This is a genomic window from Streptomyces sp. Rer75 (assembly GCF_013414305.1).
GTDB classification, from domain to species: Bacteria; Actinomycetota; Actinomycetes; order Streptomycetales; family Streptomycetaceae; genus Streptomyces; species Streptomyces himastatinicus.
In genome coordinates this window covers 3,147,106-3,161,439 of sequence record NZ_CP058693.1, presented here as the reverse complement: position 1 = coordinate 3,161,439, position 14,334 = coordinate 3,147,106, and the positions used below count along the sequence as shown (strand labels likewise).

Genomic DNA, 14,334 nt, shown 5'->3' with positions numbered 1-14,334 from the left:
TGATCGACCCCGTGGTGGGGACGGGAGTCGGCCGACAGGCTGGCTCCCGTTCGTATTTCCGGATGTTCCACACGGGGTGTGATCCACATGCGCAAGACCATCCTGGCCACGGCGACCCTCGCCCTGGCCTGTGCCCTGACCCCTGCCTCGGCCTCGGCCTCCGCCTCCGGCTCCGGCTCCGCCGGGGCGGCGGTGCCCGGGCCCCGGCTCGGCAGCTGTGCCACGGGGCAGCTGTGCCTCTGGCACAAGGCGGCGTTCACGGGGGCGCGCCAGGTCCACGAACTGGCCGACACCGACATCGAGAGCTGCGTCCCCCTGCCGAGGGGCGCCTCGGCCGCGTCCCTGGCCAACCGCACGGGGCGCCCGGTGACGGCGTACCAGAGCGCGGAGTGCGCCGAGACGGGCGAATTCCGCACCTACCCGACCGGCTCCTGGAGCCCCGAAACGGCCTACCAGGTACGGGCCTTCAAGATCTGGGAGCGGTGACCCGCGGGGCGGGGGGGGGCGGGGCGGGGCTTCTCCCCCGCCCCGCCCCTTCCCGAACCAGGGGCCCGCCCCTGGACCCCGGGCAGCCGGAGGCCTGGCGGGGCCGGGGTGCGTGCCGGTGCATGCGGCTCGGCCGGGCGGCGGTTTGTTCCCCGCCCCGCCCCTTCCCGAACCAGGGGCCCGCCCCTGGACCCCGGGCAGCCGGGGGCCTGGCGGGGCCGGGGTGCGTGCCGGTGCATGCGGCTCGGCCGGGCGGCGGTTTGTTCCCCACCCCGCCCCTTCCCGAACCAGGGGCCCGCCCCTGGACCCCGGGCAGCCGGGTGCGTGGCGGGTCGGGGTGCGTCCCGGTGCATGCGGCTCGGCCGGGGCCGCGGCTTCTGAACCAGGGCCCGCCCCTGGACCCCGGGCGGTCCCGGACCTCGTGGGGTCGGGGTGCGTGCCGGGGCGTGCGGCTCGGTGGGGCTGCGGTCTGTTCCCCGCCCCGCCCCTTCCCACCAGGGGCCCGCCCCTGGACCCCGGGCAGCCGGGGGCCTGGCGGGGCCGGGGCGCGTGCCGGGGCGTCCGGGCGGGGTGGGGCCGTGGTCGCAGGGCTGCCCCTAGACCCCGGGGGGTCCGTGGCGGCACGTCAGTCTGCGGGGCCCGGTCCAGGCCCCGGCGGTGCGGGGCGGTGCCGCTTCCGGGGCGGGCTCGGGTGCGCGCCCGGGGCCGGGCGGGGCACAAAGCGCGGGGTGGGGTCGGGTGTGCCGCACCCGGCGAGGGCGGGGCGGGGACCCGCGCCCGGGCCGGGTGCTTCCTGCCGAGGCAGGGCGCTCGGGTGCGAAGCCCGGCGGGCCGGGGTCAGCCCTGCGGACCTTGCCCGCCGGGGCGGCCCCGGCGCGCGGGGCCTGGCCACCGGCCTCGGGCCGGGCCGGGCACAAAGGCGCCAGGCGGGCACAAGAGCGCCGGGCGGGCACAAGAGCGCCGGGCGGGCTGGTCTGCCAGCTCGCCCGGCGCTTTCGTGCTGTCGCCGTCGCGTGACGGTTACGCGTCGCCGCCCGCGGGGCCCGGGTCGGCCGCGGCCACGTCCAGGAGCTGGTAGCGGTCGATGGCCTGCTTCAGGGCCGAGCGGTCGATCTTGCCCTCCTTCGCCAGCTCCGTCAGCACGCCCAGCACGATCGACTCGGCGTCGATGTGGAAGAAGCGCCGCGCCGCGCCGCGCGTGTCGGCGAAGCCGAAGCCGTCGGCGCCGAGCGACTGGTACGTGCCGGGCACCCAGCGGGCGATCTGGTCCGGGACGGCGCGCATCCAGTCGGAGACGGCGACCTTCGGGCCCTCCGCATCGCCGAGCTTGCGGGTGACGAAGGGGACGCGCTGCTCCTCCTCCGGGTGGAGCAGGTTGTGCTCCTCGGTCTCCACCGCGTCGCGGCGCAGCTCGTTCCAGGAGGTGGCGGACCAGACGTCGGCGCGGACGTCCCAGTCCTCGGCCAGCATCCGCTGGGCCTCCAGGGCCCACGGGACAGCGACGCCGGAGGCGAGGATCTGGGCCGGGTGGGTGCCGCTCTCGCCCTGCTTGAAGCGGTACAGGCCCTTGAGGATGCCCTCGCGGTCGACGTTCTCGGGCTCGGCCGGGTGCTTGATCGGCTCGTTGTAGACGGTGAGGTAGTAGAAGACGTCCTCACTGTTCTCGCCGTACATCCGGCGCAGACCGTCCTGCACGATGTGGGCGATCTCGAAGCCGAACGCCGGGTCGTACGCGACGACGGCCGGGTTGGTCGAGGCCAGCAGCTGGGAGTGGCCGTCCGCGTGCTGGAGGCCCTCACCGGTCAGGGTCGTACGGCCGGCGGTCGCGCCCAGGACGAAGCCGCGCGCGAGCTGGTCGGCCATCTGCCAGAACTGGTCACCCGTGCGCTGGAAGCCGAACATCGAGTAGAAGACGTAGACCGGGATCAGCGGCTCGCCGTGGGTGGCGTACGCCGAACCGGCCGCGATCAGCGAGGCCGTACAGCCCGCCTCGGAGATGCCGTCGTGCAGCATCTGCCCGGTCGGCGACTCCTTGTAGGCGAGCAGCAGCTCACGGTCGACGGACTCGTACTGCTGGCCCAGCGGGTTGTAGATCTTGGCCGACGGGAAGAGCGAGTCCATGCCGAAGGTGCGGTACTCGTCGGGCGCGATCGGCACGAAGCGCTTGCCGATCTCCTTGTCCCGCATGAGGTCCTTCAGCAGCCGCACGAAGGCCATGGTGGTGGCGATCTGCTGCTGGCCGGAGCCCTTCTTGACCGCCGCGTACGCCTTGTCGCCGGGGAGCTGGAGCGGCTTCGCGCGCACGACGCGGGTCGGCGCGTAGCCGCCCAGCGCCTTGCGGCGGTCGTGCATGTACTGGATCTCCTCGGAGTCCCGGCCCGGGTGGTAGTACGGCGGAACGCCGGACTCCAGCTCCTTGTCCGGGATCGGCAGGTGCAGCCGGTCGCGGAAGCCCTTGAGGTCGTCGACCGTCAGCTTCTTCATCTGGTGGGTCGCGTTGCGGCCCTCGAAGTTCGGGCCGAGCGTCCAGCCCTTGACGGTCTGGGCGAGGATCACGGTCGGCTGGCCCTTGTGGGCCTTGGCCGCCGCGTACGCCGCGTAGATCTTCTTGTGGTCGTGACCGCCGCGGCCCAGGTGCAGGATCTGGTCGTCGGTCATGTTCTCGACCATCGTGCGCAGCCGCTGGTCGTCACCGAAGAAGTGGTCGCGGATGTACGCGCCGGTCTCGGTGGCATACGTCTGGAACTGGCCGTCCGGCGTGGTGTTCAGCTTGTTGACCAGCAGGCCGTCCCGGTCCTGGGCGAGCAGCGGGTCCCAGGTGCGGTCCCACACCAGCTTGATCACGTTCCAGCCGGCGCCGCGGAACTGCGACTCCAGCTCCTGGATGATCTTGCCGTTGCCGCGCACCGGGCCGTCAAGGCGCTGGAGGTTGCAGTTGACGACGAAGGTGAGGTTGTCCAGGCCCTCGCGGGCGGCCAGGGAGAGCTGGCCCAGCGACTCGGGCTCGTCCATCTCGCCGTCGCCGAGGAACGCCCAGACGTGGGAGTCGGAGGTGTCGGCGATGCCGCGCGCCTCCATGTAGCGGTTCATCCGCGCCTGGAAGATCGCGCCGAGCGGGCCGAGGCCCATCGAGACGGTCGGGAACTCCCAGAAGTCCGGCATCGACCGCGGGTGCGGGTAGCTGGACAGCGCGTGACCGAGCTTGGACTTCTCCTGACGGAATCCGTCCAGGTGGTCCTCGGACAGCCGGTCGAGCAGGAAGGCGCGGGCGTAGATACCGGGGGAGGCGTGACCCTGGAAGAAGATCTGGTCGCCGCTGTCCTGGTCCTTGCCGCGGAAGAAGTGGTTGAAGCCCACGTCGTACAGCGAGGCGGACGAGGCGAAGGTGGCGATGTGGCCGCCGACGCCGATGCCCGGGCGCTGCGCACGGGAGACCATCACCGCCGCGTTCCAGCGGGTCGCGTTCAGGACCTTGCGCTCGATCTCCTCGTTGCCGGGGAAGAACGGCTCGTCCTTGGTGGCGATGGTGTTGACGTAGTCGGTGCTGCGCATCTCGGGCACGGCCACCCGCTTCTCGCGGGCGCGCTCGATCAGGCGAAGCATCAGGTAGCGGGCACGTTCCCGGCCTCGCTCATCGACGGCTGCGTCGAGCGAGTCGAGCCATTCCTGGGTTTCCTCGGGATCGAAGTCCGGGACCTGGCTGGGAAGGCCGCCAATGATGATCGGGTTGCGATCGGATCCGGAAGCCACGCTATTCCTTCGCTTTTCGGTCGTGCTGTGCACGCACATGGATTCGTGCTCTGCTGCTGTCGCGCCGGTCTCCATCGTGTACCTCGGGTACGGGATACGTCACCTCTACCGAGTGGTAACCAACACCTGGTGAGACGGGCGCTCACTGGGCCGGACGGTACCGGTCGGCGTGCGGTCGGCGTCGCGACGGCCAAATCGCAACCTTACGCCCACGTCCGGGGGCACCTGCGTACGGCCGTTCGGCTCCGGGCGGCGTAGGGTGTCGATACACACACGTAAGCTGGGCATAACGGAGCAATCCGGGCAGCCGCGCGCCGTTCCGTGCCGTTCCTCCATGATGGGAGTTGGGGCGACACGTCAACGTTTGGGCGGGATCGCTGGCCGGGTACTTGCGCGATCCGCCCGGCCCGTGTGGACTACGCCCCAATGCTTCGCGTACGCGCGCGGGGCGCTGACAGACTCGAAGAGTGAACGAAAGATGACAGGAGGCAATCCGTGAGCGCGACCGCGGACCACGCGGAGGAGCGGACCAACCCTGCCGCGAGGCTGGGTTTCCAGCCCGAACAGGTGGTCCAGGAGATCGGCTACGACGACGATGTCGACCAGGAGCTCCGCGAGGCCATCGAGGAGATCACCGGCCAGGAGCTCGTCGACGAGGAGTACGACGATGTGGCCGACGCCGTTGTGCTGTGGTTCCGGGAGGACGACGGCGATCTGACGGACGCGCTGGTGGACGCCATCCAGATGATCGACGACGGCGCACCGGTCTGGCTGCTGACGCCCAAGACCGGCCGTGACGGCTATGTCGAGCCGAGTGACATCAACGAGGCCGCGACCACCGCGGGCCTGTCCCAGACGAAGAGCTTCAACGCGGGCAAGGACTGGACCGGCAGCCGCCTGGTCACTCCGAAGGCCGCCCGTTCGGGCAAGCGCTGAGGCCGAAGGACCTACACAACCGAGCCCCCTGCCGTTCCCTTTCGGTGGGGGGCTCGGCGCGTAGGGTGGTCCGTGATCAGTCGACTGTGATGTGAAGGGATGGCTCCCATGGCCATAGAGGTCGGTACGAAGGCTCCGGACTTCGAGCTGAAGAATCAGCACGGCGAGTCGGTCCGGCTCTCCGACTTCCGCGGCGAGAAGAACGTCGTGCTGCTCTTCTACCCGTTCGCCTTCACCGGCGTGTGCACCGGCGAGCTGTGCGCGCTCCGCGACGAGCTGCCCACGTTCGTCAATGACGACGTGCAGCTGCTCGCGGTCTCGAATGACTCGCCCTTCAGCCTGCGGGTCTTCGCCGAGCAGGAGGGCCTGGAGTACCCGCTGCTGTCGGACTTCTGGCCGCACGGCGAGGCCAGCCGCGCCTACGGCGTCTTCGACGAGGAGAAGGGCTGCGCGGTGCGCGGCACCTTCGTGATCGACAAGGAGGGCGTGGTCCGCTGGACGGTCGTCAACGGCCTGCCCGACGCCCGGGACCTGAACGACTACGCCAAGGCGCTCGAAAGCCTGTGACGGGCAGCCCGAATCAGGCAGGTATGACGCCTGTATCGGGCGGGAACCGCTCACTAGGATCGACGCGTTGATCCTGGTGTGAAACCTCATGGAGATAGGGGCACACAGTGCTCCTGAAGAACCTTATTGGGAGGACTCGTGGGAGTCAGCCTCAGCAAGGGCGGCAACGTCTCGCTGACCAAGGAAGCCCCTAACCTGACCGCGGTCGTCGTCGGTCTGGGCTGGGACGCCCGCACCACCACGGGCACCGACTTCGACCTCGACGCCAGTGCCCTGCTGACGAACACCGAAGGCAAGGTCGCCAACGACCAGAACTTCGTGTTCTTCAACAACCTCAAGAGCCCCGACGGCTCCGTCGAGCACACCGGTGACAACATCACCGGTGAGGGCGAGGGCGATGACGAGCAGATCAAGGTGAACCTGGCCGGTGTCCCGGCCGATGTCGCCAAGATCGTCTTCCCGGTGTCGATCTACGACGCCGAGACCCGTCAGCAGAGCTTCGGCCAGGTGCGGAACGCGTTCATCCGCGTGGTGAACCAGGCCGACGGCGTTGAGCTGGCCCGCTACGACCTCTCCGAGGACGCCTCCACCGAGACCGCCATGGTCTTCGGTGAGCTGTACCGGAACGGGGCGGAGTGGAAGTTCCGCGCCATCGGTCAGGGCTACGCCTCGGGCCTGCGTGGCATCGCGCAGGACTTCGGCGTCAACGTCTGAACCGGCCGTGGCGCCCGGCCGGGCCGTGAGTCGTCGGCCGGGCACGCCGCGGCGGCCACGTCCGGCGCCGCACCCCTGCACTCGACAGGCGGGAGTGCGGCGCCGGATGCGCGTCGCACCACGCATTACCCCGGGGAGGGACCTGATCATGGGCGTCACGCTCGCCAAGGGAGGCAATGTCTCCCTTTCCAAGGCCGCGCCGAATCTCACCCAGGTGCTCGTCGGCCTGGGCTGGGATGCGCGCTCCACCACCGGAGCACCGTTCGACCTCGACGCCAGCGCGCTGCTGTGCGAGTCGGGGCGGGTGCTCGGCGATGAGTACTTCGTCTTCTACAACAACCTCAAGAGCCCCGAGGGCTCGGTGGAGCACACCGGCGACAACCTCACCGGGGAGGGCGACGGCGACGACGAGTCGCTGCTGATCGACCTCTCCAAGGTCCCGGAGCGCGTGGACAAGATCGTCTTTCCGGTCTCGATCCATGACGCCGACGCCAGGCGCCAGACGTTCGGCCAGGTCAGCAACGCGTTCATCCGGGTGGTGAACCAGGCCGACGGTGTTGAGCTGGCCCGCTACGACCTCTCCGAGGACGCCTCCGGCGAGACCGCGATGATCTTCGGCGAGGTCTACCGGTACAACGGCGAATGGAAGTTCCGAGCGGTGGGACAGGGGTACGCGTCAGGACTCCGGGGCATCGCTCTAGACTTCGGGGTCAACGTTTCGTAAAGCCGCGTACAAGGCGCGGGGGAGACCGTTCGAAGAAGGATTGGGTTGCCAGTGCTCCTCAAAACCTTTGGTTGGTCGTTCGCCGTCACGGCGATCGGTCTGGCCTTGGCCGGCGTCCTCTGGGGGTGGAAGGGGCTCGCGATCGTCGGGATCCTCTCGATCCTGGAGATCTCGCTCTCATTCGACAACGCGGTCATCAACGCGGGCATCCTGCGGAAGATGAATGCCTTCTGGCAGAAGATCTTCCTGACCATCGGCATTCTCATCGCCGTCTTCGGCATGCGTCTGGTCTTCCCGGTGGTCATCGTCGCGATCACGGCGAAGCTGGGCCCGATCGAGGCCGTGAATCTCGCGATCAACGACAAGGACAAGTACGAACACCTGGTGACGGCCGCCCACCCGGCGATCGCGTCCTTCGGTGGGATGTTCCTGCTGATGATCTTCCTCGACTTCATCTTCGAGGACCGCGACATCCGCTGGCTGAACTGGCTGGAGAAGCCGCTGTCCAAGCTGGGCAAGCTGGAAACCTTCTCGGTCGTCGTCGCCCTGGCCGTGCTGCTGATCTCCGCCACCACCTTCGCCACCGACGTGGCGCACGGCGGCGGCGACAAGAGCTCGACCGTGCTGCTGTCCGGGGTCGCCGGTCTCCTGACGTACTTGATCGTCGGCGGTATCTCCGGCTTCTTCGAGAACAAGCTCGAAGAGGCCGATGAAGAGGACGGCGACGGCGAGGACGAGGCCGACGAGAAGAAGCCCGCCGAGGCCGCCCCGCCGGAGGGCGGCGGTGAGCGCGGCAGCCGCGGCGCCACGGGGGTCGGCCTGGCCGGCAAGGCCGCGTTCTTCATGTTCCTCTACCTCGAGGTCATCGACGCCTCGTTCTCCTTCGACGGCGTGATCGGCGCCTTCGCGATCACCAACGACATCTTCGAGATGGCTCTGGGTCTGGGTATCGGCGCGATGTACATCCGTTCGCTGACCGTCTACCTGGTCCGCCAGGGCACCCTGGACGACTACGTCTACCTGGAGCACGGCGCTCACTACGCGATCGGTGCGCTGGCCGCCATCCTGCTCGTCACCATCAAGTACGAGATCAACGAGGTCATCACCGGCCTGATCGGCGTCGCCCTCATCGGCGCCTCGTACTGGTCCTCGGTCGTCCGCAACCGCCGGGAGGCACACGGCGGCGGAGCCGGATCAGAGGAGAAAACGGAAGTCACGTCCGGAGTCTGACCTCCGGAGTGTGACGCACCGGCGTTTGAGGAACGCTCTCAGCGGGGCGGCCGAGGTCTTCCGACCTCCCGGCCGCCCCGCCGCAGTTGAGCAGCTTTGAGGCAGTGGGAGCCACGAAGGGTGGGGGTGCGCACGATGGCGTTCTGGAGTAACTGGGGGCGGTCCGCGTGGCGCGAGTTCGACAGCGGCGACGCGACCGGCGCGGTCGAGTTGACCAAGCGGAACTCGACGATCTCGCTGACCAAACAGGGTGCCGCCAGCGGCAACCTGCGGATCAACCTGTCCTGGCAGATGCGCACCTCGGACTTCAACAGCAAGGGGCCCAGCCTGCTGCGGCACCCGCTCCAGATGTTCAAGCCGCCGGTGGTGCAGGCCCAGGGGCCCGCCATGGTCAACGTCGACCTGGACCTGGCCGTCATGTACGAGCTGAAGAGCGGCGCCAAGGGCGTGGTCCAGCCACTCGGCGACTTCTTCGGCAACCTCAACGAGGCGCCGTACGTCAAGCTCAGCGGGGATGACCGGTTCGGCTCCGGCATGGGCGAGACGATCTACATCAATCTGGACCACAAGGACGACATCAAGCGTCTGCTCGTCTTCGTCTACATCTACGACGGCACCCCCGCCTTCGACCGTACGCACGGCATGGTCACGCTCTTCCCCAGCAGCGGTCCGCGGGTGGAGATCGCGCTCGACGAGCGGGCCCCGCAGGCCCGCTCCTGCGCCGTGGTCATGCTGGAGAACGTCAAGGGCGAGATCATCGTCCGCCGCGAGGTGAAGTACGTGTACGGCTTCCAGGCCGAGCTGGACCGGCTGTACGGGTGGGGCCTCCAGTGGGGCCGCGGCTACAAGTCGAAGGTGTAGCCGCGGCTACGAGCCGAAGGTGTGGCTGCCGCCACCGGTTGCGGTGCTAGCGGTTCTGGAACTGCGGCCCCTGCGGCGGCAGGGTGAAGTTCGGGTCCGGGAACGGCATCGGCAGCGGCGGCGGGGGCGGCGGATCGGTCCGCTGCACCTGCTGCGGATAGCCGTACGCGGGCGGCTGCGGGTATCCGTAGCTCGGCTGCTGCGGGTAGCCGTACCCGGGCTGCTGCGCCGGGGGCTGGGCGGGCGGCTGCGGATAGGCCGGTGCCGGGGCGTGCGCGGCGTGCGGCGGGGCCTGTGGCGGTACGGGGGGCTGCGGCGGCAGATAGTAGTCGCCGTCGCCCGTGGCGCCGGTCGGGGTGGCGCCCTGCCCGGCGGCGAGCGGCTGGGTCGCCTGCGGGTCCCAGGGGTCGGGCTGCGGCAGGGGCTGTGGCTGCGGCAGGGCGGCCGTCTCGGCCTGGCTCGGGGTCGGTGAGACGGGCGGGGAGGCGGGCGACGCGGAGAGCGGCTCGGGGGCGGCCTCCGGCTCCTCGGAGCCCTGTCCGGCGCCCCGGTCCCGGACCGCGTCCGCGCCCTCGCCGTCGTCCACCGAGATGCCGTACTCCGTGGCCAGCCCGACCAGCCCGGTCTCATAGCCCTGACCCAGCGCGCGGAACTTCCAGCTGTCCCCTCGCCGGTACAGCTCGCCGCAGATCAGCGCAGCCTCCTTGCCGGTCTCCGGCAGCACCGCGAAGATCGCCAGCGGCTCCTCGGAGGCCGATGGCGACGCGTCGTACAGCAGCAGGCTCAGATCCCGGACCTGCCCGAAGGTGCCGCCGTCGGCCGAGGCCGCCAGCACCACCCGGTGCACCTCCGACTCCAGCCCGGTCAGATCGGCCTCGATGGTGTCCGTCAGCCCCTCGGGCGCCCGCTTCTTGGGCAGGTGCCGGACCAGGCCCGAGGGGTGCCGTGGCTGGTTGTAGAAGACGAAGTCCTCGTCCGAGCGCACGCGGTCGTCCCCGCCCAGCAGCAGCGCCGAGGCGTCGACGTCCGGCACGTCCGTGCCGGGGGTCCAGCGCAGCACCGCGCGTATGGCCGTGGCGTCCAGCGGGATGTTCGATCCCTTCAGCATCGCGTGCGTCATGGCCGTAATCCTGCCCTCCCGCCCGGTGCCGGGACAACGCAGGGGGGCGTGGCAGTGCTGGTGGGATGTGGCAGGACGGGCATGCCGGATACCGGAGCGACGCACAGCAGTTACGTGATTTTCACGCCCTTGGGGAACTTTTGACCCGGGCCCGGACGTACGATAATCGGCCACCCGAGGGTCGTGTGGCCCGGGTGGGGATACCGGCAGTGCGGGGAGATAAATGCGGCATTTTGGACATCTGCCGGACGAGGTACGGACGCGCCTCTTCCACCAGCAGCCCGTTGAATTCTCGGTCGACTCACCGGCCCGGACCCTCGCCGTCGCGCTCGGCGCCACCCTCTACAGTCCCGCCACCCGGCCCGGCCTCGCCGAGGACATCGTCAAACAGGCAGGTCGGGGCGTTGTCTCCATGGTGCTGTGCCTGGAGGACTCGATCCACGACGCCGAGGTGCCGGGCGCCGAGGAGAACCTCGTGCGGCAGTTCGCCGCCCTCGCCGCGCGCGGTGGGGACACCGATCTGCCGCTGCTCTTCATCCGGGTCCGCACCCCCGAGCAGATCGTCGACCTCGTCCGGCGGCTCGGATCGGCCGTTCGGCTGCTGTCCGGATTCGTACTGCCCAAGTTCACCGAGGAACGCGGCGTTCCGTTCCTGGAGGCGCTGATAGCGGCCGAAAACCGCGAGGTGGCCGAGGTGTTGGGCGGTCGGCGGCTCTACGCGATGCCGGTCCTTGAGTCGCCTGAGCTGATGCACCGCGAAACCCGCACCGACACCCTTGCCGGGATCGGCCGGATCGTCGACAAATACCGGGAGCGGGTGCTGGCGCTGCGGCTCGGGGTGACCGACCTGTGCTCCGCGTACGGGCTGCGCCGGGCGCCCGACATGACCGCGTACGACGTCCAGCTCGTCGCCTCCGTCATCGGCGACGTGGTGAACATGCTGGGCCGGGCGGACGGCACCGGATTCACCGTCACCGGGCCGGTGTGGGAGTACTTCAAGCAGCACGAGCGCATGTTCAAGCCGCAGTTGCGGCTCAGCCCCTTCTCCGGGCGGGCCGAATCGCTGCGTGCCGCGCTCATCGAGCACGACATGGACGGGCTGCTGCGCGAGATCGAACTGGACCGGGCCAACGGGCTCCAGGGCAAGACCTGCATCCACCCCACCCATGTCGCCCCGGTGCACGCCCTGTCCGTCGTCAGCCACGAGGAGTTCAGCGACGCGGTGGACATCCTCGAACCCGAACGCTGCGGGGGCGGTGTGCTGCGCTCCGCGTACACCAACAAAATGAACGAGGTGAAACCGCACCGGGCCTGGGCCGAACGGACCTTGCAGCGCGCCGAGGTCTTCGGCGTCGCCCGGGAGGACGTGAGCTTCGTGGAACTGCTGGCCGCCGGCCTGCGGACCGCACGAACCGCATGAGGGAAAGCGAGGCAGACAGCGTGGTGTGGTCGGGACAGTGGGTCGCGGACCGGCTCGGCGTACGGCTCGACGGCGACGGGCAGTTGCCCGGGCTGCTCGGGCTCGCGCTGCGGCGCAACCCCAAGCGGGCGCATCTGCTCGTGTCGAACGTGCTGGGCAAACACGTCCCCCAGCGCCCCGCCGCCGTCCACGGCGCGGGCGTGGCGCTGGGGCAGGAGGTGCGTGCCCTGCTGGGCGACGCGTCGGCGGCCCGCGCCGTCGTCCTCGGCTACGCCGAGACGGCCACCGGCCTCGGCCACAGCGTCGCGGACGGCCTGGCCCTCGCCCCGTACCTGCACTCGACCCGCCGCCCGGTCGCGGGCGTGCCCACGGTGGGCGGCTTCGAGGAGGAGCACAGCCACGCCACGTCCCATCTGCTGCTCCCGGAAGACCCCCGGCTGCTGGCCACGGACGGTCCGCTGGTCCTGGTGGACGACGAGTTCTCGACCGGCCGCACCGTCCTCAACACCATCGCCGCCCTCCACCGCCGCTTCCCCCGCGACCGCTATGTGGTGGTCGCCCTGGTCGACATGCGCTCCCCCGAGGACCGCGCCCGCCTGGACGCCTTCGCGTCCGACCTGGGCGCCCGCGTGGACCTCGTCTCCGCCGCGACCGGCGCGGTCCACCTCCCGGACGACGTCCTGACCCGCGGCCGCGCCCTCGTGGCCGCCCACGACCCGGGCCCGCCGGGGGCGGGGGCGCCCGCCGCGACCCCAGCCGCCGCCCGGGTCGAGCTGGGCTGGCCCGAGGGCCTGCCGGACGGCGGGCGGCACGGCTTCACCCCCGCCCACCGCACCCGCCTGGAGACCGCGCTCCCGGCCATGGCGTCACGCCTCGCCGAGGCGCTGACCCCCGCGCCCGGTGCCGTGCCCCGCCGCGTCCTGGTGCTCGGCTTCGAGGAGCTGATGTACGCCCCGCTGCGGCTCGCCGGGGCGCTGGACGACGTACTCGACGGGGCCGAGGTGCGGTATTCGACCACCACCCGGTCGCCCGTGCTCGCCGTGGACGACCCCGGGTACGCGATCCGTACCGCGCTCACCTTCCCCGCCCATGACACCCCCGCCGACGGGCCCGGTCCGCGCTACGCCTACAACGTGGCGCCCGGCAACGACCCCGCGCGCCGCTTCGACGCGGTCGTCGCCGTCGTGGACTCGGCCGCCGACACCCCCGCGCTGCACGCCCCCGACGGGCTGCTCGCGCGGCTGGCCCCGCACACCGGCCGGCTGTTGCTGGCCGTCGTCCCCTCCCACGTACCGCCGCCCACTGTTCCCCCCACAGTCCCCGTCCCCGCTCCCGTCCCCGAACGACAGGCCCCCTCCATGCACCAACCGCCGCCCGAGCCCCTGCGCGGTCCCGCGTTCTCGTCCTACGCCCCCGACGAGGTCGGCTGGCTGCTCCAGGACTTCTCCCACGTCACCCTCGAAGCCCCCACCGAGGAGCGCGAGGAGGCGATCCAGAGCGGCGGGGCGCACTACGCCGAGTCGCTGCCCGTCGAGTACCAGCCCAGCGAGGCGTACCAGGAGCTGTTCCGGGCCGCGCTCGACACCTCCGCCGCCCGCATCGCCCGCGCCGTCGGCACCGTCACCGAGACCGTGCTCGCCGAGCGCTCCACCCGCCCCGTCCTCGTCTCGCTCGCCCGGGCCGGTACCCCCGTCGGCGTGCTGATGCGCCGCTGGGCGCGCCACGCCCACGGCCTCGACCTGCCGCACTACGCGGTCTCCATCGTGCGCGGCCGCGGCATCGACACCGCCGCGCTGCGCTGGCTGGCCGATCACCACGACCCGGCCGATGTCGTCTTCGTGGACGGCTGGACGGGCAAGGGCGCGATCACCCGCGAGCTGTCGGACGCCCTCGCCCCGTACCCGGACTTCGACCCGCGGATCGCCGTCCTCGCCGACCCGGGCCGCTGCGTGGACACCTACGGCACCCGCGACGACTTCCTCGTCCCCTCCGCGTGCCTCAACTCGACCGTCTCCGGGCTGATATCGCGCACCGTGCTCCGCTCCGACCTCGTCGGTCCGGACGACTTCCACGGCGCGAAGTTCTACCGCGAGCTGGCCGACGTGGACCTCTCCGGCGCCTTCCTCGACGCCATCACGGCCCGCTTCGAGGAGGTCGCCGACGACGTGGCGGCGGATGTGAAGGAGCTTGCCGCCGCCGACCGCACCCCGACCTGGGAGGGGTGGCGGGCCGTCGAGCGGATCAGCGAGGAGTACGGCATCCACGACGTCAACCTCGTCAAGCCGGGCGTCGGTGAGACCACGCGCGTGCTGCTGCGCCGCGTCCCCTGGAAGATCCTCGCCAAGCGGGGCGCGGGCGCGGACCTGGACCACGTACGGCTGCTCGCCGAGCAGCGCGGGGTGCCGGTCGAGGAGGCGGACGGCCTGCCGTACACCTGCGTGGGGCTGATCCACCCGCGCTACACACGCGGCGCCACGGGCGCGGACGGCAAGGCGGTGGCGGCGAGATGAACCTGTTGGCACACTC

Annotated in this window: 11 protein-coding genes; 9 read left to right on the top strand and 2 right to left on the bottom strand. The window is 70.7% G+C overall.

The features are described from left to right. The first annotated feature begins 87 nt into the window (after positions 1–87). Positions 88–486, top strand: a complete 399-nt coding sequence (locus HYQ63_RS13380; protein WP_179934026.1) for a peptidase inhibitor family I36 protein — start codon at positions 88–90, stop codon at positions 484–486. A gap of 1,020 nt (positions 487–1,506) precedes the next feature. Here HYQ63_RS13380 and aceE read toward each other — a convergent pair. After that, positions 1,507–4,236, bottom strand: a complete 2,730-nt coding sequence (gene aceE, locus HYQ63_RS13375) for a pyruvate dehydrogenase (acetyl-transferring), homodimeric type (protein WP_179934025.1) — start codon at positions 4,234–4,236, stop codon at positions 1,507–1,509. 495 nt (positions 4,237–4,731) lie between these two features. Here aceE and HYQ63_RS13370 point away from each other — a divergent pair, with 495 nt between their 5' ends. The 6 genes from HYQ63_RS13370 (at position 4,732) to HYQ63_RS13345 (ending at position 9,268) form a co-directional block, all read left to right on the top strand. Then, positions 4,732–5,172, top strand: coding sequence for a DUF3052 domain-containing protein (locus HYQ63_RS13370; RefSeq protein WP_009718270.1), 441 nt, complete (start codon positions 4,732–4,734; stop codon positions 5,170–5,172). A gap of 108 nt (positions 5,173–5,280) precedes the next feature. Further along, on the top strand, positions 5,281–5,739 hold the full coding sequence (locus HYQ63_RS13365) for a peroxiredoxin (RefSeq protein WP_009718271.1): 459 nt from the start codon (positions 5,281–5,283) through the stop codon (positions 5,737–5,739). Between the two features lie 138 nt (positions 5,740–5,877). Continuing rightward, entirely contained in the window at positions 5,878–6,453 is a 576-nt protein-coding gene (locus HYQ63_RS13360) for a TerD family protein (protein ID WP_179934024.1), read from the top strand. A gap of 148 nt (positions 6,454–6,601) precedes the next feature. After that, the gene (locus HYQ63_RS13355) at positions 6,602–7,177 is read left to right on the top strand and encodes a TerD family protein (RefSeq protein ID WP_179934023.1); all 576 of its coding nucleotides are present in this window, start codon (positions 6,602–6,604) and stop codon (positions 7,175–7,177) included. Between the two features lie 51 nt (positions 7,178–7,228). After that, positions 7,229–8,407, top strand: a complete 1,179-nt coding sequence (locus tag HYQ63_RS13350) for a DUF475 domain-containing protein (protein ID WP_179934022.1) — start codon at positions 7,229–7,231, stop codon at positions 8,405–8,407. 135 nt (positions 8,408–8,542) lie between these two features. Further along, entirely contained in the window at positions 8,543–9,268 is a 726-nt protein-coding gene (locus HYQ63_RS13345; RefSeq protein WP_179934021.1) for a TerD family protein, read from the top strand. 46 nt (positions 9,269–9,314) lie between these two features. Here the strand turns inward: HYQ63_RS13345 and HYQ63_RS13340 are convergent, their stop codons facing one another. Beyond that, on the bottom strand, positions 9,315–10,388 hold the full coding sequence (locus tag HYQ63_RS13340) for a TerD family protein (RefSeq protein ID WP_179934020.1): 1,074 nt from the start codon (positions 10,386–10,388) through the stop codon (positions 9,315–9,317). A gap of 223 nt (positions 10,389–10,611) precedes the next feature. Here HYQ63_RS13340 and HYQ63_RS13335 point away from each other — a divergent pair, with 223 nt between their 5' ends. Together HYQ63_RS13335 and HYQ63_RS13330 are read left to right on the top strand one after the other, a co-directional pair. After that, a complete protein-coding gene (locus tag HYQ63_RS13335; protein WP_179934019.1) occupies positions 10,612–11,808 on the top strand; it encodes an HpcH/HpaI aldolase/citrate lyase family protein in 1,197 nt (398 codons plus the stop codon). Continuing rightward, positions 11,805–14,318 carry a phosphoribosyltransferase gene (locus tag HYQ63_RS13330; protein WP_179934018.1) on the top strand — a complete coding sequence of 838 codons (2,514 nt, stop codon included), beginning with the start codon at positions 11,805–11,807 and terminating at the stop codon, positions 14,316–14,318. Before HYQ63_RS13335 ends, HYQ63_RS13330 begins: the two co-directional genes overlap by 4 nt. The last annotated feature ends 16 nt before the right edge of the window (positions 14,319–14,334 follow it).

Bases quoted from the DNA above. Each gene is read 5' to 3' on its own strand.
- HYQ63_RS13380 (WP_179934026.1), top strand. From the start codon at position 88: ATGCGCAAGACCATCCTGGCCACGGCGACCCTCGCCCTGGCCTGTGCC.
- HYQ63_RS13365 (WP_009718271.1), top strand. From the start codon at position 5,281: ATGGCCATAGAGGTCGGTACGAAGGCTCCGGACTTCGAGCTGAAGAAT.
- HYQ63_RS13355 (WP_179934023.1), top strand. From the start codon at position 6,602: ATGGGCGTCACGCTCGCCAAGGGAGGCAATGTCTCCCTTTCCAAGGCC.
- HYQ63_RS13345 (WP_179934021.1), top strand. From the start codon at position 8,543: ATGGCGTTCTGGAGTAACTGGGGGCGGTCCGCGTGGCGCGAGTTCGAC.
- HYQ63_RS13340 (WP_179934020.1), bottom strand. From the start codon at position 10,388: ATGACGCACGCGATGCTGAAGGGATCGAACATCCCGCTGGACGCCACG.
- HYQ63_RS13335 (WP_179934019.1), top strand. From the start codon at position 10,612: ATGCGGCATTTTGGACATCTGCCGGACGAGGTACGGACGCGCCTCTTC.
- HYQ63_RS13330 (WP_179934018.1), top strand. From the start codon at position 11,805: ATGAGGGAAAGCGAGGCAGACAGCGTGGTGTGGTCGGGACAGTGGGTC.